Annotated in this window: 22 protein-coding genes; 13 read left to right on the plus strand and 9 right to left on the minus strand. The window is 65.1% G+C overall.

Annotated features, from left to right (window positions below; translation table 11 throughout):
* Positions 1–196 precede the first annotated feature (196 nt).
* Positions 197–763, plus strand: coding sequence for a XopA/Hpa1 family type III secretion system protein (xopA, locus tag EO170_RS11190; RefSeq protein ID WP_241239426.1), 567 nt, complete (start codon positions 197–199; stop codon positions 761–763).
* A gap of 78 nt (positions 764–841) precedes the next feature.
* Here xopA and sctC read toward each other — a convergent pair whose 3' ends face one another.
* From sctC to EO170_RS11235, 9 genes are all read right to left on the minus strand, one after another.
* Positions 842–2,662, minus strand: a complete 1,821-nt coding sequence (gene sctC / locus EO170_RS11195) for a type III secretion system outer membrane ring subunit SctC (RefSeq protein ID WP_126944912.1) — start codon at positions 2,660–2,662, stop codon at positions 842–844.
* Positions 2,663–2,837: 175 nt separating this feature from the next.
* On the minus strand, positions 2,838–3,668 hold the full coding sequence (sctT, locus tag EO170_RS11200) for a type III secretion system export apparatus subunit SctT (RefSeq protein WP_126944914.1): 831 nt from the start codon (positions 3,666–3,668) through the stop codon (positions 2,838–2,840).
* A complete protein-coding gene (locus EO170_RS11205) occupies positions 3,665–4,174 on the minus strand; it encodes a type III secretion protein HrpB7 (RefSeq protein WP_126944917.1) in 510 nt (169 codons plus the stop codon). Before EO170_RS11205 ends, sctT begins: the two co-directional genes overlap by 4 nt.
* A complete protein-coding gene (gene sctN, locus EO170_RS11210) occupies positions 4,167–5,495 on the minus strand; it encodes a type III secretion system ATPase SctN (protein ID WP_126944920.1) in 1,329 nt (442 codons plus the stop codon). Before sctN ends, EO170_RS11205 begins: the two co-directional genes overlap by 8 nt.
* Complete coding sequence (gene sctL / locus EO170_RS11215; protein ID WP_126944923.1) at positions 5,485–6,186, minus strand: type III secretion system stator protein SctL; 702 nt, start codon at positions 6,184–6,186, stop codon at positions 5,485–5,487. The genes sctN and sctL overlap by 11 nt, the downstream gene beginning before the upstream one ends.
* Entirely contained in the window at positions 6,171–6,800 is a 630-nt protein-coding gene (locus EO170_RS11220; RefSeq protein ID WP_126944926.1) for a type III secretion protein HrpB4, read from the minus strand. Before EO170_RS11220 ends, sctL begins: the two co-directional genes overlap by 16 nt.
* Positions 6,801–6,809: 9 nt before the next feature.
* A complete protein-coding gene (gene sctJ, locus EO170_RS11225) occupies positions 6,810–7,574 on the minus strand; it encodes a type III secretion inner membrane ring lipoprotein SctJ (protein WP_126944929.1) in 765 nt (254 codons plus the stop codon).
* A gap of 1 nt (position 7,575) precedes the next feature.
* Positions 7,576–7,968, minus strand: a complete 393-nt coding sequence (locus tag EO170_RS11230) for a type III secretion protein HrpB2 (RefSeq protein WP_104583499.1) — start codon at positions 7,966–7,968, stop codon at positions 7,576–7,578.
* Between the two features lie 31 nt (positions 7,969–7,999).
* The gene (locus EO170_RS11235) at positions 8,000–8,455 is read right to left on the minus strand and encodes an HrpB1 family type III secretion system apparatus protein (RefSeq protein WP_126944772.1); all 456 of its coding nucleotides are present in this window, start codon (positions 8,453–8,455) and stop codon (positions 8,000–8,002) included.
* A gap of 212 nt (positions 8,456–8,667) precedes the next feature.
* On the opposite strand from EO170_RS11235, the gene sctU reads away from it, so the two are divergent.
* From sctU to EO170_RS11295, 12 genes are all read left to right on the plus strand, one after another.
* Complete coding sequence (gene sctU, locus EO170_RS11240; protein ID WP_126944769.1) at positions 8,668–9,741, plus strand: type III secretion system export apparatus subunit SctU; 1,074 nt, start codon at positions 8,668–8,670, stop codon at positions 9,739–9,741.
* 8 nt (positions 9,742–9,749) lie between these two features.
* Positions 9,750–11,672: an FHIPEP family type III secretion protein gene (locus EO170_RS11245; protein ID WP_126944766.1), complete on the plus strand. Its 1,923-nt coding sequence runs from the start codon at positions 9,750–9,752 to the stop codon at positions 11,670–11,672.
* A complete protein-coding gene (gene sctP / locus EO170_RS11250; RefSeq protein ID WP_164741006.1) occupies positions 11,672–12,307 on the plus strand; it encodes a type III secretion system protein SctP in 636 nt (211 codons plus the stop codon). The genes EO170_RS11245 and sctP overlap by 1 nt, the downstream gene beginning before the upstream one ends.
* A 90-nt stretch (positions 12,308–12,397) precedes the next feature.
* On the plus strand, positions 12,398–13,351 hold the full coding sequence (gene sctQ / locus EO170_RS11255; protein WP_164741034.1) for a type III secretion system cytoplasmic ring protein SctQ: 954 nt from the start codon (positions 12,398–12,400) through the stop codon (positions 13,349–13,351).
* Positions 13,338–13,982, plus strand: a complete 645-nt coding sequence (gene sctR / locus EO170_RS11260) for a type III secretion system export apparatus subunit SctR (protein ID WP_126944933.1) — start codon at positions 13,338–13,340, stop codon at positions 13,980–13,982. Before sctQ ends, sctR begins: the two co-directional genes overlap by 14 nt.
* Positions 13,983–13,986: 4 nt before the next feature.
* Positions 13,987–14,247 (plus strand): type III secretion system export apparatus subunit SctS, encoded by a 261-nt coding sequence (sctS, locus tag EO170_RS11265; RefSeq protein ID WP_002802878.1) that lies wholly within the window; start codon positions 13,987–13,989, stop codon positions 14,245–14,247.
* A complete protein-coding gene (locus EO170_RS11270) occupies positions 14,244–15,059 on the plus strand; it encodes a 4-hydroxyphenylacetate catabolism regulator HpaA (RefSeq protein WP_126944936.1) in 816 nt (271 codons plus the stop codon). Before sctS ends, EO170_RS11270 begins: the two co-directional genes overlap by 4 nt.
* On the plus strand, positions 15,056–16,003 hold the full coding sequence (gene hrpD5 / locus EO170_RS11275) for an HrpD5 family protein (protein ID WP_126944938.1): 948 nt from the start codon (positions 15,056–15,058) through the stop codon (positions 16,001–16,003). Before EO170_RS11270 ends, hrpD5 begins: the two co-directional genes overlap by 4 nt.
* Positions 16,004–16,013: 10 nt before the next feature.
* On the plus strand, positions 16,014–16,256 hold the full coding sequence (hrpD6, locus tag EO170_RS11280) for an HrpD6 family protein (protein ID WP_104583493.1): 243 nt from the start codon (positions 16,014–16,016) through the stop codon (positions 16,254–16,256).
* An 86-nt stretch (positions 16,257–16,342) separates the two neighbouring features.
* Positions 16,343–16,615: an HrpE family protein gene (gene hrpE / locus EO170_RS11285; protein WP_104583492.1), complete on the plus strand. Its 273-nt coding sequence runs from the start codon at positions 16,343–16,345 to the stop codon at positions 16,613–16,615.
* 55 nt (positions 16,616–16,670) lie between these two features.
* On the plus strand, positions 16,671–17,153 hold the full coding sequence (locus tag EO170_RS11290) for a CesT family type III secretion system chaperone (RefSeq protein ID WP_126945462.1): 483 nt from the start codon (positions 16,671–16,673) through the stop codon (positions 17,151–17,153).
* A gap of 174 nt (positions 17,154–17,327) precedes the next feature.
* Complete coding sequence (locus EO170_RS11295; protein WP_164741007.1) at positions 17,328–18,440, plus strand: pectate lyase; 1,113 nt, start codon at positions 17,328–17,330, stop codon at positions 18,438–18,440.
* Positions 18,441–18,494: the final 54 nt, after the last annotated feature.

Here is an 18,494-nt window from a genome sequence, read left to right on the forward strand (position 1 = left end):
ACCTGATCGTCGTTGATTCCAGCAACGCGGCGGAGTGGATACGCATCCCCGGTTGATCCAACGTCCCCCGCTCGATCGCGCCACCATAACGGTGCTGTGCATACGCCGGCACATGCTGGACGAAGCGTCTATGACATAAGCGAAAGCACCGCGTGCAGTGTTGCAAGGCAGCTGTTTTCCAGCGGTTTCCCGAGATTTGGCTGCCATCACGTTCGCAAGCAAAAGCGCGCTTTCGCGTCCTGGCAGATGCATCGCGCTTGCCTCTTCTACCTTGCCGACGGGGCAACACAGCGTCCCTGTTGCGAGCTTGCCGTTGCAGCTTTCCGGCAACCGCGATGTACCCAGTCAACCACATGAGACGGGAACCACCATGGACTCATCTATCGGAACCAACTTTTCGAATTTCAGCAACGTGCAGACGATGGGCGTCGGGCCCCAGCAAACGCAGAACTCCGGTCAGCGCGCGTCCTCGGCTGGCTCCGAGCAGCAGCTGGATCAATTGCTCGCCATGTTCATCATGATGATGCTTCAACAGAGCCAGGGCAGCGATGCCAATCAGGAATGCGGAAACGACCAGCCGCAGGACGGTCAGCAGGGCCTGAGTCCGTTGACGCAGATGCTGATGCAGATCGTGATGCAGCTGATGCAGAACCAGGGCGGCGCCGGCATGGGCGGTGGCGGTTCGCTAGGCAGCAACCTGGGCGGCAACAGTCTGGGTGGCGGTTTCAATGCCAACCTGTCGAGCATTACCGGCCAGGCCTGATGGGCAATGCGTGCAGGCTGCCGGTCCACGCGGCAGCCTGCACGTTTCAACAGCATCGGCAGCCCCTCGAGGCGCTGCTCAGGGCGAGACGATATGCGGGGTCAGCAGGAACAAGCGCTGCAGCCGCGACCCGCTCTGCTGGCGATGCTTGAACAGGTTGCCGACCAGTGGAATCTTGGACAACCCGGGCACCTTGTTCAGATCGGTCTGGTCGCTATCGGATGCATAACCGGCGATCAGCAGGCTCTGCCCCTCGTTGACGAATGCCTGCGTGGTGATCTCGCTGGAGGTGATGACGGGAATGCCATCGACGGTGTTGGCGCCCAGCTGCCCGTCTTCGATACGCACATCCAGGCGCATTTGTCCGTCGGGCGAGCCCGGCACCACACTTGGCAGAACGCGTAACGACACACCGGCGGACAGGTTGTAGAGGTCCGCGGATGCGTAGCCGCTGACACGCACGAATGCCTGCTGCTTGTGATCCATCACCGCTTCCACGTTGTCCAGCGTCGCCACCTGCGGGGTGGAGACGATCTTGGCCTTGTTGGTCTGCTCTAGCGCCGACACACGCGTCATCAGGTAACGTCCCGCATCTCCCAGGACCGCCGTCAAGGTGCCGCCCAACGGAGCGCTTGCCCCTGCCGCCGCACCGCTCAGGGTGCCATCGTAGCCAAGCTGGCCGCCACGCCCGTCGCCGGTCTGCACGTCGACACGCCGGCTGTGAAAACGCCAGTCCACGCCCAGATCCTGCATGGCGCCATCGCGGATCTCGATGATGGTGGCATCGATCTGCAGCAGCTTGGGGCGGTTGTCGAGCTGCTGGATCAACGTGCCATAGGCCGCCATCCGCTCGGGGCGGTCGCGAATCAGAATGGCGTTGGTGCGCGGGTCGGCCTCGATCACCGGCGCGTCGGAGGCCAGCTCGCCGCCGCTGCCTGCATCCACCGCCAGCGGCGTGTCGCGCCGGGCCTGGCTCATCTCCGGCCAGACGCTAGCCGGCGCATTGGTGCCAGTGCCCGGCAACGGCGGGCTGACCGGCACCCGATCGGACGGAGAGCCACCGCCGAACCACGACGCAGGCAAGCCGAGAATGCCGTTGTTACCACTGCCGCCGCCATTCTGGCCCTGAGCACTGTTGCCGAACGTATTGGACGAGCCGCCGCCGATCGGTTGCACCCGCCCGAAATTGGCGCCCGGCCCGGGCAGCGCCGCGGTAGGAGCGCCACGCACGCCGTACATGCTGCGCAACAGGCTGGCCATGCCCGGCACCTGGACATCCTGCCCACCGATGCGGGTGCTGTGATCGGCGGCCTGCGCATAATGCAGCTGGAACGCCTGCACCTCGGTGGCGTCGCGTTGGCGTGCGCCCTGCTCGACCTGTTTGGCGATCGCGGCGACGGTATCCACATACCCCGGCGGGCCGGACACCACCGCCACGTGCGCCGCCTCGTCGTAACGGACCGGAAAGCGCGGATCGTCCAGACGCATGCGCGCAAGCGCATCGCGCAGGGCATTCGTCGGCGCAGCGCCCAGATTCAAGGTTGCATTCTTGGTTTCATTGGCGCCCCAGATCCTGAGCACCGCACCGTCGTAATACCAGACGAAGCCGAATGTCGCAGACAAATCGTCGAGGAATTTCTGCGGGCTGGCCTCGAACTTGCCACTGAGCGTGCCGGTCACTTCCGGTGAAATCCAGGTGGTGATGGATTGGCTGGCGGACAGGTCGCGCAGCACTTCCTTGAGATCCTTGTGGTCGGCGACGTATTTGAAGCTGCGCGAATGCCACGGCACCTGCGCGGCATCGGCATGCGGCGGCAGCAACGGCAGCAGGCTGAGCAACAACGCGGCGGCCAATAGCGCACGTCGATGGCGGTGAACTGGAGGACAGGCATATGCCATGGCGTTCCCTCTGCGAGGCAAGTGAAAGAAGTCGATGGGGTGGCGCCCGGCAGGCAGGCGTCGGCCGGGATTGCGTGCCGCGTGCAGCCGGGCTGCAGACACGGCGTCGGGCAGTGCATCGGTGGCGCGTGCGGTCAGTGTAGGCAGCGCACGGCAGTGGATGTCTCAACAATGATCAATTCGCGGCGCCCCCTTTGCCGCCGATGTTGGCGGCATCGTGCAACTGCTGCTGGAAATGGAGGAAGCCGAGTGCGTCACCGGATTGCGTAATGAACACGCTGGTCAGCAATGCGAGCAGCAGCAATGCCAGTACCCCACGGATCGGCTGGCTCAGGTTCGATGGTTCCAGCTTGTCGGCGGCGCGGGCCACAAAGCCGATGGCCAGATCCACCAGCACCAGCACCAACATCACCGGCGCAGACAGCTTGACCATTGCGGTCATCATGTCGTCGGTCTGCTGGATGACGAAGGACTCGGCGACCGCTCCCATGTCCGGCGTGAGCTGGGTCAGCGGCCACCAACGGAACGATTCGAACAGCGCACCGAGCAGCATCAGCATGCCGCCCAGCGCGTAGAAGGACACGATCGCCAGCTGCATCAACACCGTGGACACCGGCGTACTCTGCTCGCCGCTCAGCGGGTTGGTCATCTGGACGTTGTTGTAGCCGGACACATCGTCGATGAGCAGGCCCACGCTCTCGGCAACCCAGAACACCGTGGATGCGGCAAACCCGATCAGCAGGCCGATGAAGGCTTCCTTGAATACCAGGCCCACCAGGCCGGTCGCTTCGATCCTGGCCAGCGCATCGGCCGGCTGTCCGTAGGCGATGAAGGAACTGAGCACATAGATCACGCCGTTGCGCGCCATCCCCGGAAGGCTGTCCTGCGCCGTGGCCGGCAGCACGAAGAACATCACGAACACGCGCACTCCGCACAACGCCAGCAGGGTCAGCAGCGACACGCCCTGGGATGACAGCGCCAGCAGCGCGTTGGCGGTGTCGTTCATTGCCCCACTCCGCGCGCGGCACGATGCCGGCGCAGCCCGACCAACGCCTCGATCGCGTCTTCCTCCTCGGCCGCTTCGCGTTGGGCTTGCCAGGCACGCTGCGCGCTGGCGGCGTTTTCCGCATACATCTGCGCCTGCGCCTGCAGCTTGCTCACGGCCTGTTGCACCGCTGCGGCCTCGTCGCGTGCGTTCTGTAACGCCTGCGTCGCTGCGACCAGCGCCTGCTCTGCGGCGCGGCAGCGCTCTTCCAGCACGGCGCGGAAGCGCTGGTGCTGCAGGATCGTCTCGATGCCGATCGGCTCACCCGCGCCGGCCCTGTCGGCCAGCGTGGCATCGAATGCGGCCAGACGCGCGGTGCAGGCGCTGGCCTCCTGACTGCAACTGGCGCATTCGCGGTCGCACTGCGCCAGCGCGCGCCTGCAGTCGCCCAGACGGTCCTGCATCCGTTCATGACGGCGCGTCTTCAGCTGCTGCAACGTGGTCCAGGTGCCGGCATGCTCACGCATCGTCGATCACGCCGGCAAGCTGCTCCAGGGTGGTGTCATAGTCGCTGAGCTGGTCGGTGGGCTGGCTGAGGAAGTCGCGAATGGCATCGATCCTGGCGATCGCCTCGTCGGCGACCGCGTCGCTGCCCTGGCGGTATTCGCCGACCTGCAGCAAGGTTTCCACCTCGTTGTACTTGGCCAGCAGACGCCGCAGCTGGCCGGCGTACTGGCGTTGCTCGGCAGACACGATCTGGCTCATCACCCGGCTCAGGCTTCCCAGCACATCGATGGCCGGGTACTGGTTCTTGGCGGCGATCTCGCGCGACAGAATCAGATGGCCATCCAGGATGCCGCGCACTTCTTCGGCGATTGGATCGCTGCCGGTATCGTCCTCGGCCAGCACGGTGTAAAACGCGGTGATCGAGCCGGTCTCGCCCATGCCGGCACGTTCGAGCAGGCGGGGCAGCTCGGCGAACACCGATGGCGGAAATCCACGACGCGTGGGCGGCTCGCCGGCGGCCAGACCGATCTCGCGTTGCGCGCGGGCAAAGCGCGTCAGCGAGTCCATCATCAGCAGAACGCGCATGCCCTGATCGCGAAAATATTCGGCGATGGCGGTGCCGACATAGGCGGCCTTGGCGCGCTCGATGGAGGAGCGATCGGAAGTGGCGCACACCACCACGCTGCGCGCCAGACCGTCCTGGCCAAGAATCATCTCGATGAACTCACGCACTTCGCGTCCGCGTTCGCCGATCAGCACGATCACATTGACATCGCACTGCGTGCCGCGCGCGAACATGCCCATCAAGGTGCTCTTGCCGACGCCTGCCGCGGCGAAAATGCCCATGCGCTGGCCTTCGCCCAGTGTCATCAGGCCATCGACGATGCGCACGCCGGTCGGCATCGGTTGTTCGATCAGGCGCCGGCGCATCGGATCCGGCGCCTGCGCCTGGATCCGGACCCAGCCGTCGCCGGCGAGCGGCCCTTGGCCGTCCGCCGGCTCGCCCAGGCCATCGAGCACGCGTCCCAGCAACGCCGACCCGACCGGCACCGCCAATGGGTGGCCCGATCCGATCACGCGCGTCTCGCGCGACAAGCCCACCAGTTCGCCAAACGGCGCAAGCAAGGCGAGATTGCGGCTGAATCCCACCACCTCGGCACGCTGCAGCAGCGTGCCGTCGCGCTGGCGCAACTCGCACACCTCGCCCAGGCTGACCTGCACCCCGGCGACCTTGAGCATGGTGCCGATCACCTCGACCACCTTGCCGTAGCGACGACCGAAGGCCAGCGCAGCCAATTCGCGCTCGAGCGTTGCCTCCAGCACCGGCAGCTCAGCAGTCATCCGGCACCGCCTGTGGCGCGGCCAGGACGCGGCGGATCACCCGCTGGATGCTGCGTAGCTGATCGTGCAGATCGGCCTCGAACACGCCGGTATCCCATTCGCACACGCAGGCGCCCAGGGCCAGACCCGCGTCGCCGCACAGTTCCACCGGCATGGGCCAGCCTGCGGCCGCCGCGGCCGTATCGAAGGCGCGCCGCGCGTCGTCCAGCGCATCCGGATGCACGCTCACCCTTAAGGCCCTGGCCTCGTCCAGGGCGCCGTCCAGCGCCTGGGCGGCGCGTGCGTACAGCGCAGCGGGGTCGTGCCCGTGCAGGACCTGTGCGCAGGCATGCGCGACGATCCCGGCCAGACGCTCGCGTGCGCGCCGTGCGGCATCCTCGGCCGCGAAGGCATGCCGCACGCCGCGCTCGTTCCACGTGTCGAGCTGACGGCGCAGCCCGGCGGCATAGCCCAACCGTGCGCTGCGTTCGGCCTTGTCCCGGGCATCGTCGAGGATCGCCTCGGCTTGCTGCTGCGCATCGTCGATCAGCGCCTGCGCACGCGTTTGGGCGTCCGCCAGCGTCTGCGCGCACCGCGCGTGCACCTGTGCAGTCGCGGCGTCCAGTTCCAGCACACGGGCCAATGCCTCACGGGGGATGACGTCGCCGTCCAGGCCGACCGCCTCCGGCGTGGACCTCAGCCACAGACGCATGGCAGCTCCGGCAACAAGGTGGGAAGCGCCTGCAGGAATGCATCGCTCGCGCCATCTGCAGCGATGGGCGCCACCTGGGCAGCGCCCAGCGGCAAGGACAGCGCGATCACTTTGGCGATGCACGGGTCGGGCCAGGCCCCATCGGCCGCCAGGCGACGCCAGCCATCGCCGACCCATGCCGCCTGGTCGGCATCGCGCGGCAACAGTGGCGCTGTCATGCCGGTGACCGCGCGATGGCGCACATGCTCAAGTACCGCCGGCCCCACCCGCTGCTCGAACCAGCTCAGGCGCTCGCGCTCGATGCAGCGGCGCAGCGCCAGTGCGCGCGAAAACAACGCGCGGCTCATCAATACCTTGGCGAGCAGGTCGGGCGCCAGCACGACCAGCCGGTTGGCCGGCGAATCCAGCGCAGAGACCTGCATGCGCGAGCATCCCGCCCAGGCCTGGACCACGCGCACACGGCGCTGCGCAGGCGCGCGTTCCCAGCCCAACGCAGCGACCGGACCCAGCCAGTGCGCCACCCGCTCTGCCTCCAGCGATTGCGCCAGGGCACGCACCGCCGCCGCCCATCGTTGAAGCCACCGTGCCGCGTTGTCGATGCGTGCCTTGTCCATCGGCCGGCCTCACCCAGCAGGTTTTCTGGACAACGCGCGCAGGCGCTGCCAGCCGCCCCAGCGGCGTGCATCGGCGCTCGGCCACCAGTACAGCGCTGCTGCACCGACCGCCACGCACAGCGCCAGCGCGCATCCGGCCAGCCATGGCCACGCCCAGGCACGTGGGGGCGCCGGTGTGGAGAGCTGCGCATCGCTTTCCGCCCCGCCTGGCACCAGCGTGACGCTGACGTTCTCGTAGGTCAGTCCTTCCACGCTGTGCATCACCAGCGTCTTGATGCTGGGCACCAGGCTGGTCAGATCGCTACCGACGCGAAACTTGATGAACACCGCGGCGCTGGAGGGTTTGACCGAGGTGGACAGCGGGTCGTTGTTGGGAAGCACGATCTCCACATCGGCCGCGATCACCCCATCGATATTCGACAGGGTCTGCGACAGCTGCTGCGACACGCCGTAGATGAAGCGCACGCGTTCTTCGGTGGGTGTGGAGATCAGGCCGTCCTTCTTGAACATCTCGCCGAGATTGGCGTGCCGCGCGTGCGGCATGCCATGCGCGCGCAGCACCTGCAACGCGTACGCCACCTGGTCATGCGGCGCGTTGATCGCCCAGGTCTTGCCGTCGTCGGGCGTGCGCTTTTCCGCATCCACATCGGCGGTCAGCAGCACGGCGAGCATCTCGTTGGCGTCGTTCTCGGTCAGCCCGGAATACAGCTGCTGGTCGCAGCCAGACAGCAGCAGTGCCAGCAGCAACACCACCAGATATCTGAGCGCTCGCATGCTATTGGTTCTTGAACAAAGTCTGCACGGCGTTCTTGCCCGACTGCGCCACGCCGACGCTGACATTGAGGTTGAAGCCGACCATGGTCAGCTCGTGCATCAGCTTCATTTGTTGCGAGGCCATTTCCTGCAGGCCCATGGTCGGCGCCTGCATGCTGAAGGCATCGATATGCTCGGCGATGGTGCGCACGCCATCGTTCTGCACGTCGACCATCCGGCTCACCATGCTGGGCTCTCCCACGCGCTGCATGGCAGGCGGCAGCGGGCTGGAGGATTGCATCAGCGCCTGGAAGCGGTTGACGAGCGCCTGGTTCGGCGCTGCCGTCGGCGATATCGCGGGCGTGGACAGGCCGGAACTGGCAGTGATCGGGGCAACAGGAGGAATGAGCGTCATGGCATGTTCCGCAGGCTGGGTAACGTCCGGGTCAGGCGCGCAGATACTGCGCGTTGGGAACTTCCATCGGCGCGGCGGATTCGGTTGCCGATTCCGCCTGCATGGGTGCCGGCGTGTAGCGTCCTGACAGCGCCTTGACCAGGCCAACGGCGTCGGCATCGGCGTCCTCTTCGATCAGGCTGTCTGCAATGCCGTGCCACGAAGCGTCGCCCACCGCAAACAGGCAGCACGCGTACAAGGCCTTGCATAGTGGCTTGGAGCCGGCATCGGCCTCCAGCTCACGCAACAGGCGCGCACCCTCCAGATAACTGCCGCGCTTGATCGCGATCCAGGCATCGAAGGTGTCCAGCGCCTTCAGCTCCGGCCGCAGCACCCGCACCGCGGCCAGTACCGCTGCGGCCTCTTCGAGTTTCTCGTGCGTCAGCCCCACCGTGATCAGTTCGATCAGCCCACTCACGACCGAACCGGGACATTCCATCTTTTCCATACCGCACCTCGTCATTCAATGGCTGTGGACAGCATGCGTGCGTAACGTACGCGTCGGCGCCAACCAAGGCTCTTCAGAAGCGAACATCGGAATACCATCGCGAACAAACACAGCGTGCTTCGTCCACCCATGCACACGTTCGCCCTGGAAGCCGATCGCCTGGCGATGGCTCAACCAGAATCGGCGTGCAGCAACCGCGGCCGGAGATCGCCATGTCGGATGAGAAGACCGAGAAGCCGACAGAAAAAAAACTGCAGGATGCGCGCAGGGATGGGGAAGTGCCGGTCAGCCCGGACGTCACTGCCGCAGCCGTGCTGCTGGCCGCGTTGTTGGTGATGAAACTGGCGGGCGGTTATTTCGTCGAACACCTGCGCGCCTTGATGTCGATCGGCTTCGATTTCAGCGCCAATACACGCGATGCCACCGCGTTGCACCGCGCACTCGGTCGCATCGGCGTCCAGGGAGTGTGGCTGACGCTGCCCTTCGTGGTCGCATGCCTGGCTGCCGGATTGATCGGCAGCTTTCTGCAGACCGGGCTCAATGCCTCGCTCAAACCGGTCACGCCCAAGTTCGATTCGCTCAATCCCGTGAACGGCGTCAAAAAACTCTTTTCGTTGCGAAGTCTCATCAACCTGATGAAATTGGGCATCAAGGCCGCGGTGATCGGCGTGGTGCTGTGGTACGGCCTGCGCGCACTGATGCCGACGATCATCGGGCTCGCCTACCAGCCAACGGCCGACATCGCCCAGATCGGCTGGCGTGCGCTGGGCATCCTGTGCGCCCTGGCGGTGCTGGTATTCGTGCTGGTCGGCGCGGCGGACTGGAGCGTGCAGCACTGGCTGTTCATTCGCGACAAACGCATGAGCAAGGACGAGCAGAAACGCGAACACAAGGACAGCGAAGGCGATCCGGAACTAAAGGGAAAGCGCAAGGAATTTGCCAAGGAACTGGTCTTCGGCGACCCGCGCGAGCGCCTCGCCAAGGCCAAGGTGATGGTGGTCAACCCGACCCATTACGCCGTCGCGCTGGCCTACGAACCGGACGGCTTCGGTCTGCCGCAAGTGGTGGCCAAGGGTGTGGACGACGGTGCGCTGGAACTGCGTGCCTACGCGCACAACCAGGGCATTCCGATCGTGGCGAACCCGCCATTGGCGCGTGCGCTGCATCAGGTCGAACTGGGCGGGGCGGTTCCCGAATCACTGTTCGAAACGGTGGCGGTGGTGCTGCGCTGGGTCGACGAGCTGGGCCGCGACAACGATGACGGCAGCGGCCCGCTGCCCTGCTAGGAGATCGCATGCGCCTGACACGGTATTTCGCATACACCGGTGAAGTGGCGATCGCCGCCTTGGTGGTGGCGGTCATCGGCTTGATGATCCTGCCGCTGCCCACCCCGCTCATCGACACGCTGCTGGGCATCAACATCACCCTGAGCGTGGTGTTGCTGATGGTCACGATGTATGTACCCGACTCGATCTCGCTGTCGTCGTTTCCCTCGTTGCTGCTGTTCACCACGCTGCTGCGGCTGTCGTTGAACATCGCGTCGACAAAATCGATCCTGCTGCATGCCGAGGCCGGCCACATCATCGAGAGCTTTGGCGAGCTGGTGGTGGGCGGCAACCTGGTGGTGGGCCTGGTGGTGTTCCTGATCATCACCACGGTGCAGTTCATCGTGATCGCCAAGGGTTCCGAGCGCGTGGCGGAGGTCGGTGCGCGCTTCACCCTGGACGCGATGCCCGGCAAGCAGATGAGCATCGATGCCGACCTGCGCGGCGGCAACCTGAGCGCAGACGAAGCACGCAGCAAACGCGCGCGGCTGGCGATCGAGAGTCAGCTGCACGGTGGCATGGATGGCGCCATGAAATTCGTCAAGGGCGACGCCATCGCCGGCCTGGTGATCACCATGGTGAACATCCTGGCCGGCATCGTGGTGGGCGTGACCTATCACGGCATGAGCGCAGGCGAGGCGGCCAACCGCTTTGCAATCCTGTCGGTGGGCGATGCGATGGTCTCGCAGATCGCCTCGCTGCTGATCTCGGTGGCAGCCGGCGTCATGATCACCCGCGTGGCCAACGAGAACGAGGCCAAGACCAGCTCGCTCGGGCTCGAGATCGGACGCCAGCTCACCGGCAATGCGCGCGCCTTGATGGCGGCGAGCGTGCTGCTGGCCTGCTTTGCGTTCGTTCCGGGATTTCCTGCGGTGCTGTTCCTGCTGCTGGCGGCGGCAGTTGGCGCAGGCGGCTATACGATCTGGCGCAAGCAACGCGATGTCAGCGGCAGCGATCAGCCCACGCTGCCATCCACCAGCCGCAAGGGGGCCAAGGGCGATGCACCGCACATCCGCAAGAGCGCGCCGGATTTCGCCTCGCCCCTGTCGATGCGGCTGTCGCCGCAACTGGCTGCGCGGCTCGACCCGGCACTGCTGGACCAGGCGATCGAGAGCGAACGCCGGCAGTTGGTGGAACTGCTGGGCCTGCCGTTTCCGGGCATTGCGATCTGGCAAAGCGACGCCCTGCAGGACCTGCAGTACGAAGTACTGATCCACGACGTCCCGGAAACCCGCAGTGCCTTGAGCGATACCGCAGACCTGCAGAAGGCGCTGGCCCAACAGGCGATCGCGCCGCTGCGTGCACGCGCGCATCTGTTCGTCGGCATCCAGGAAACACAGTGGATGCTGGAACAGGTGAGCGCGGACTATCCCGGGCTGGTTGCAGAGGTCAACAAGGCCATGCCCGCCCAGCGCATCGCCGATGTGTTGCGGCGGCTGCTGGAAGAACGCATCCCGGTGCGCAACATCAAGAGCATCCTGGAGAGCCTGGTGGTGTGGGGACCGAAGGAAAAGGACCTGCTGATGCTGACCGAGTATGTGCGCTGCGATCTCGGCCGCTATCTTGCGCACACTGCGACCGCAGGCACCGGGCAGCTGCCTGCGGTGATGCTCGACCACGCGGTGGAACAGTTGATCCGGCAGTCGATTCGCGCCACACCGGCAGGCAATTTCCTGGCCCTGCCACCGGAGCAGGCCAACCAGCTGGTCGAGCAGGTGGAGCGCATCGTCGCAGATCAGGCACAGCATCCACTGGCGGTGGTCGCATCGATGGACGTGCGGCGTTATGTGCGCCGCATGATCGAGGCGCGCCTGAACTGGCTGGAGGTCTATTCGTTCCAGGAACTGGGCGCAGAGGTGCAGCTGCAGCCGATCGGCAGAGTGGTGGCCTGATGCGCAAGCCACCGGTCCGCCACGTGCGCATCCTGCCGATCGCCGGTGCACCGTTGCCGCCGCACGCAGCGCCCACACCGGCGCGTGCGACGCAGCGTGTCAGCTTCATGCAACTGCGCCGACGCCTGAGCAGCGTGCTGCGCGGATTGCCGGACATGGTGGTGCCGGAGGACGGCGACGACGCTCCGCCGCTGCCAGACGCTGCGGATGCTGCCAGCGACGGTCACGACGCTGCGCCGCTGCCAGGCGCGCCCGCCTGCCTGGATGACGGCAATCGTGGACAGATCGCCCGAGGCGACGACAGCGACGCCTTGGGTCGGCAGATCGCCGCCGAGTGGATCCGCACCCAACGCGCGCAGATGGCCATCCACCACATCGCGCTGCGGGTGGCCGAATTCTGCAATGCCACGCCGGTGCGCGGCGCAGGGATCTGGGAGGCGTGGCTGGAGATCAACCACGACATCCTGCCGCAGACCACGCTGTTCTTGCGGCTTTCGCCAGACCAGCTATCGCTTCGCTTCGACAGCGGCTCACCCGAGACGCGCGAGGTACTTTGCAATGGAAGAAAGCGTCTGGATACCGCATTGAAGGCCGCGCTCAGCGACACGCTGCAGATCAGCATCGAGGTCGTCTAGCGCCGCACATGCAGAACAGCCATATCGAGGGACCCCGCTTTGTCAACCGAGCCGAGCCCGACGCCAACGGCACGCGACTTGTCGCAAGCGCTGACCCACGTGCCTGCTGCGCGCGCGCAGCTCGGCAGAATCCTGTGCGACCCGCGTACCGCACGCCGCTGCGGCTTTACCGCGCAACGCCGCGGCATCCGGGCCGCGGAAGCGGCGCGCCTGCAGCTGCAGTTCGATAGCGGCACCCTGGAGTTGCGGATCGCCGCACGCGACGGCCTGGCGCTGCTGTTGAACGAAGCCGATGCCGCCCTGCGCACCGCGATCGCCGGTGTGCTGTTGAGCGATGCGCTGCGCGCCTTCGCACCGCTCGGACTGGGCGCTGCCGAGGTCGTCGCCTTCGAGCGCTGCGCGGACGCCGCCAATTGCCTCGACATCGGCATCGCCCTCGGCGACATCGACGCGATCGCGGAGACCGCCAGCCCATTGCTGCTTGCCGCGCTGCACAGCGCGACCGCTGCGCTGGCGACACCATCGCCACTGCCGGCCTGGCTGAGCGGACTGCGGCTGAGCACGCGCCTGCGCATTGGCCAGCGCACGGCAGCGGCGACGCTGCTGCAGTCGCTACGCCCGGGCGATGTGCTGCTGCACGCGCTTGGCCCGGCTCCGGTGCGCAGCGGCGAGTTGCTCTGGGGCATCCCCGGAGGTGCGGTGTTGCGCGCACCGGTGCACCTGAAGCCGCAACAGATGATTCTGGAGACCGCCCCCGCCATGCAGCACGATACGCCCGAGTCCGATCCCTCGCAGCCCACCACCGATGTGGCGGCACTGGAGCTGCCTGTCCAACTGGAAGTGGACCAACTTGCGCTCTCGCTGTCGGTGCTGTCGGGCCTGCAGCCCGGCCAGATCCTCGAACTGTCGGTGCCGGTGGACCAGGCCGACATCCGTCTTGTCGTCTATGGCCAGACCATCGGCATCGGCAGGCTACTGGCGGTGGGCGAACATCTCGGCGTGCAGATCCTCAGCATGTCGGAGACTCCACATGCAGATGCCTGATGTCGGCTCGCTGCTGCTGGTGGTCATCATGCTGGGCTTGCTGCCCTTCGCAGCGATGGTGGTCACCTCCTACACCAAGATCGTGGTCGTGCTCGGCTTGCTGCGCAACGCCATCGGTGTGCAGCAGGTGCCGCCCAACATGGTGCTCAACGGCGTCGCGTTGCTGGTGTCGTGCTTTGTGATGGCGCCGGTGGGCATGGAGGCGTTCAAGGCCGCGCAGAACTACAGTCCCGGTGCCGACAACAGCCGCGTGGTGGTGCTGCTCGACGCCTGCCGCGAACCGTTTCGGCAGTTCCTGCTCAAGCACACGCGCGAGCGCGAAAAGGCTTTTTTCATGCGCTCGGCGCAGCAGATCTGGCCCAAGGACAAGGCCGACACGCTCAAGCCGGACGATCTGCTCGTGCTGGCGCCGGCGTTCACGCTCGGCGAGCTGACCGAGGCGTTCCGCATCGGATTTCTGCTGTATCTGGTCTTCATCGTGATCGATCTGGTGGTGGCCAATGCGTTGATGGCAATGGGTCTTTCGCAGGTGACGCCGACCAACGTGGCCATTCCGTTCAAATTGCTGCTGTTCGTGGCGCTGGATGGCTGGTCCATGCTGATCCACGGCCTGGTCTTGAGTTATCGGTGACGCCATGGACCATGACGATCTGGTGCGGTTCACCTCCGAAGCCTTGTTGCTGTGCCTCAAGGTGTCGTTGCCCGTGGTCGGCGTCGCCGCGCTTGCCGGCTTGCTGATTGCCTTCATCCAGGCAGTGATGTCGTTGCAGGATGCGTCGATTTCGTTTGCGCTCAAGCTGGTGGTGGTGGTGGCTGCCATTGCGGTCACCGCGCCCTGGGGCGCCTCGGCGATCATGCAGTTCGGCCAGGCGCTGATGCAGGCGGCCTTTCCATGATCCGGCGCATTTCCCCAGGCGCTGTGCCGCCGTCACTGCCGACCACGCCCGGCGCCCCGCATCACCATGCCGATGCGCCGGGAGCTGGCGCGCAGCCGCTGGCGGACACGCCCCATCATGCCCCCCGTCTGCGCCCCGTTCCGCCACGCAAGCGGCGACGCGGCATGCGGTCGCTGAATGGCATGGACGACGAACTCGACGCCACCGACCAGGAAGATGCCGAAGCGGCGCGCGTGTCGGCGCTACGCGGCCGCGTCAGCATCGCAGTCGCTCAGCCCCAGGAGCAGGGACAACGTCAGGACGATCAGCATGGCGCCGGTGGTCGCGCACATGCCGGCGATCCGCACGCAGTGACGTGGCCAAGCGCCTCGCCGGTACACTGGGACGAGGATGTGCGTGCGGGTGTCCAGGCAGTCATCGATCGCTATGCGGCAACGCGCGCCGCCGACCAGACGGTCAGACGGCACGCCCTCACCGCCGCGTTCGTGGAGTTGCGTGACATCGGCATTGCCCATCCAGTCGCCGCATCGCTGACCACCATGGTCTGGCTGTTGATGCGCGAGCACCTGCAATCGGTCCAGGCGAGCACCTTGTCCGAAAGCGTCGACACCTTGCGCAAACGCCTGGCGGAGATGGTGCGCGCGCAACCGGAGCCCACACCGGCGCTGCGCAGCTACAACCTGCTGCTGCCGCTGATGCTGATCAGCGCGGGAAAGCCGCGCAGACCCGCTGATTGTGCGCGTGGCGTCACACGTTTGAACACGCTACTGATGGAACACCAAGACGGGGCCGCTCAGGGGATTCGTGCATGATCATGCAACTTCGCATACTGACGGGAATACACGCCGGCGCGCGATTAGATTTGCAGCCAGGCAGCTACACGTTAGGCGCCGATCCCCAGGCCGAGATCCGGATCGAAGACTGGCCTGATGGCCCGCTCATCATCGAGGTGGATGCAGATGGTCAAGTTCGTTATCGCAGCGACGCGTTGCCAACGACACCGTTTGTTGCGCTGCATCCAGTGCGTTTTGGTCCGTTGGTGCTGTGCGTCGGCGAGGCTGCTGCCGATTGGCCGGACGATGTGGCGCTGCTGGAGCGGTTGCTGTCTCCAGCCGCGACGCCGGCAACACCCCCACCACGCAAGTCCAGGCGCACTGCGCTGCGCGCAGTGGTGGGCGCCATGTTAGCGCTGGCCGCCGCAGCGCTGCTGCCCTCCCTGCTACCGGCCTTTCTCTCCGATGCCGCTCCCGCGCGCAGCCAGGACAACCAGCTCAACCAGGTCCGGTCCGTGCTGAAACGGCTGGGCTTGCGCGAAGCGCGCGTGGAACAGGTTGGTACGCGCGTGCGCGTCGAGGGTTTGGTGGCGAGCAGCGCGGATGCGGCACGCCTGCGCGTACAACTGCACCGGTACCAACATGCGGTCACGGTCGATGTGCTGGTGGTGGATGAGGTGCTGGCAACCCTGCGCGATACCTTGGCCGACCGCGATCTGAACGTTCGCTACGACGGTCAAGGCGTGTTCTCCATCGCCGGCAGCAGCGACAACGCGGAGCGTGCAATCCAAAGGATTGCCGATCTACGCAGCGATCTGGGCCCGGAGGTCCGCAAGCTGCATGTGGACATCACCCAGCAGGACCCGTCGGTAAAACCGCCCGCCAATTACGACGCCGCGCTGCTCGCCGACGGATTGCATTACGTCGAGACCCCGGACGGCACCAAGCACCTGACTTCCCTGCCGCAGCACGCGGCGCCATGAGAACCGCACCATGTTCGATGCCATGACCCACACGGTTACCCAGGATATGAGCAAGATCTTGCAGACCAAGGCGGAGGATCTCTCCGGTGAACGACTGCGCAACATCGATGCAGCGCTGCACACGACAGCGCAACAACTCCGTGTGCACTGGTCTGCAGCGAGCGATCAGGCTGCGCGCAACAATTTCACCGTCTTGCACGACGGCATCAACGCCGCACGCGACATCGTCGCGCACATTGCCAGCATGCCTTGATCATCGAGTTCCTTGGCCACGTTGGTCAAGCAAAACGCGCCGGCAGGCGCTCCACGTTACTTCACCTTTAGCTGAGGAGTATTTATATGTCGGATTTACAATCGATTGGGCCGCGATTGGGCCAGGGCGGGGATCTGTTTAAATCGGACTTTTCAAGCAGATACGACAATCATATGAGCAGCCAGACTTCAGACAATCAGATGGATAGTCTGATGGGTGGCATTGGCCATTCAGCCTCCGCGCAGGAGCGCATGAACAACTACCTGACCGAGAAGAAGAACGAACTTGACTTCAACGTAGCGCTCAACAAATTCATCGGCAAGGCTGGCGACAACGCGAAGCAGCTGGTTGGCCAGTAATGGGCCCTGACATGACGCAGGGCCGGTGCATGGCCCTGCGCATGTCGTACGACAGATGAGCAGCACCCGATTCGAAGCGATCGTTCGGCAGATGTGCGAAGCACTGGACCTGCCGGATGTGCAGACGGTGCTCAGCAAACGCGTGCTGTGGGTGGACGGGTTTGAAGTCTATCTGCACATGCCTGCAGCCCAGACCGACGATGAAGCACAGCAAGCGCCGGAAGAAGAAGCGCTGTATCTACGCATCTGCTACGGCCTTGCTCCTGCGGGACGCAGCTTGACGGTCTTCCGGCTATTGCTGGAAGCCAACCTCTCGGTGTACGCGCAGGACCAGGCGCAACTGGGATTGAACGACGCCGGCGTGATCGTGCTGATCGTGCGCGTTCCGCTGGACGACGACGTCGACGGCGCATGGATCTGCGATCTGCTCGCCCACTACGCCGAGCATGGCCGTTACTGGAACAACAATATCTTCATTGCACACGACGAAATGTTTGAAGGAATCGCGACAGGGAATTATCTGTGGCTACGCGCCTGAGGTGCTCGGCCGTGCATGCAAGCTGATGCCTGCAGCGAGGCAGGCACGACTCAGCAGCACGCTGATCGGAGCCTTGCGCATCCGCTGCGCTGGGTCACATCGCCACGCTGTCGCGCCGTGATTTCCCCTCGCAGGATTTCTTACGCCATTCATCACTCGCAAGGACACTCGCCAATGAATCTCGCCATCCCCTCACACACCACTGCGAGCTTGCAGCCGTCCTCGTTCTCCCTGTCGCAGCAGCAAGCCCTTACCGCGGTGATCATGAGCATGCTGGCGTACTGCATGCAACGCGTGCTCAGCGACATGCTGCAGTCACAGGATCAGCCATCCAGTAACGGTCAGTCACCGACCACCCCCAATCCGACGCCCTCGATGCCGCCATCGAACCCGCCGAGTTCCACCAACCCCGGCGGACAACACGGCAGCGGGACTGGCAATGGCAGCGGCGGCAATGGCAGCAACACCAACAAAGGCAACGGAAGCACCAGCGGAACAGGAGCCGGCAACGGCACATCCCGCAGCAACCCGGGTCAACCGGCAACGCCGCCTGGCACCGGCCAGCCGGTAACGCCCAGCCCCAACGGCACGCAAGCATCCCTGCCTCCCGGCAAGGTCGTCACCGCACCGCCCGGCGTACAGAACAAGCCCATCGTGGTGCATAAGGGCGAGGTGTTCGACGGCAAGAATCAGAGCTATATCGGCGGCCCCTGCCTGGGCAAGGGCGATCAGGACGAGCACCAGCAACCGTTGTTCGTCGTCGAGGACGGCGGCTGCCTCTGCAACGTCAACATGACGGGCGGCGGCGACGGCGTGCATTTCATGGGCAGCGGCAAGATGGTCAACTGCGTCAACGAAGATGTCAGCGAGGATGCGGTCACCATCGATGGCCAGGGCAACCGCGAGCATGATGCGGGAATTGCAGGTTGTAGCGCTGAGGTCAGCGGCCGGCCGAAGGTCGAGATCATCAATTGCACGTTCAAGAATGCCGCAGACAAGGTCGTGCAGGACAACGGTGCTGCCGACGTGGTGATGTCGGGTGACACCGTCGAGGGTGCCAGCAAGGTCTTCCGCACCAACGGTGGGCATGCCGATATCAATACGAGCCTTCAGGTGGAAAACTGCGAGTTCAATCAGGTCAAGGAAGCAGTGTTCCGCACCGACGCGCCAGGCGCGACGGTGGAGTTGGCAAACCTGACGACCGATGCGCCCGACGAGGTGATTGCTCCCAACGCGTCCCAGGCCATCGGCGCGACACGCATCGGCCATAAGGCCTACAGCGGCTGACCACACCCTGCACCGTTGCTGTGCGTCGAGCGCGCCCGGCAGATGCACTGCGTT

It is taken from the genome of Xanthomonas sp. BRIP62409, assembly GCF_003992965.1.
GTDB lineage: Bacteria > Pseudomonadota > Gammaproteobacteria > Xanthomonadales > Xanthomonadaceae > Xanthomonas > Xanthomonas euroxanthea.

Bases quoted from the DNA above. Each gene is read 5' to 3' on its own strand.
- sctN (WP_126944920.1), bottom strand. From the start codon at position 5,495: ATGACTGCTGAGCTGCCGGTGCTGGAGGCAACGCTCGAGCGCGAATTG.
- EO170_RS11270 (WP_126944936.1), top strand. From the start codon at position 14,244: ATGATCCGGCGCATTTCCCCAGGCGCTGTGCCGCCGTCACTGCCGACC.
- sctT (WP_126944914.1), bottom strand. From the start codon at position 3,668: ATGAACGACACCGCCAACGCGCTGCTGGCGCTGTCATCCCAGGGCGTG.
- EO170_RS11205 (WP_126944917.1), bottom strand. From the start codon at position 4,174: ATGCGTGAGCATGCCGGCACCTGGACCACGTTGCAGCAGCTGAAGACG.
- sctP (WP_164741006.1), top strand. From the start codon at position 11,672: ATGCGCAAGCCACCGGTCCGCCACGTGCGCATCCTGCCGATCGCCGGT.
- hrpD6 (WP_104583493.1), top strand. From the start codon at position 16,014: ATGTTCGATGCCATGACCCACACGGTTACCCAGGATATGAGCAAGATC.
- sctC (WP_126944912.1), bottom strand. From the start codon at position 2,662: ATGGCATATGCCTGTCCTCCAGTTCACCGCCATCGACGTGCGCTATTG.
- EO170_RS11295 (WP_164741007.1), top strand. From the start codon at position 17,328: ATGAATCTCGCCATCCCCTCACACACCACTGCGAGCTTGCAGCCGTCC.
- sctU (WP_126944769.1), top strand. From the start codon at position 8,668: ATGTCGGATGAGAAGACCGAGAAGCCGACAGAAAAAAAACTGCAGGAT.
- EO170_RS11245 (WP_126944766.1), top strand. From the start codon at position 9,750: ATGCGCCTGACACGGTATTTCGCATACACCGGTGAAGTGGCGATCGCC.
- hrpE (WP_104583492.1), top strand. From the start codon at position 16,343: ATGTCGGATTTACAATCGATTGGGCCGCGATTGGGCCAGGGCGGGGAT.
- hrpD5 (WP_126944938.1), top strand. From the start codon at position 15,056: ATGATCATGCAACTTCGCATACTGACGGGAATACACGCCGGCGCGCGA.
- sctJ (WP_126944929.1), bottom strand. From the start codon at position 7,574: ATGCGAGCGCTCAGATATCTGGTGGTGTTGCTGCTGGCACTGCTGCTG.
- EO170_RS11230 (WP_104583499.1), bottom strand. From the start codon at position 7,968: ATGACGCTCATTCCTCCTGTTGCCCCGATCACTGCCAGTTCCGGCCTG.
- sctL (WP_126944923.1), bottom strand. From the start codon at position 6,186: ATGCGTCTGTGGCTGAGGTCCACGCCGGAGGCGGTCGGCCTGGACGGC.
- EO170_RS11235 (WP_126944772.1), bottom strand. From the start codon at position 8,455: ATGGAAAAGATGGAATGTCCCGGTTCGGTCGTGAGTGGGCTGATCGAA.
- EO170_RS11290 (WP_126945462.1), top strand. From the start codon at position 16,671: ATGAGCAGCACCCGATTCGAAGCGATCGTTCGGCAGATGTGCGAAGCA.
- sctS (WP_002802878.1), top strand. From the start codon at position 13,987: ATGGACCATGACGATCTGGTGCGGTTCACCTCCGAAGCCTTGTTGCTG.
- sctR (WP_126944933.1), top strand. From the start codon at position 13,338: ATGCAGATGCCTGATGTCGGCTCGCTGCTGCTGGTGGTCATCATGCTG.
- EO170_RS11220 (WP_126944926.1), bottom strand. From the start codon at position 6,800: ATGGACAAGGCACGCATCGACAACGCGGCACGGTGGCTTCAACGATGG.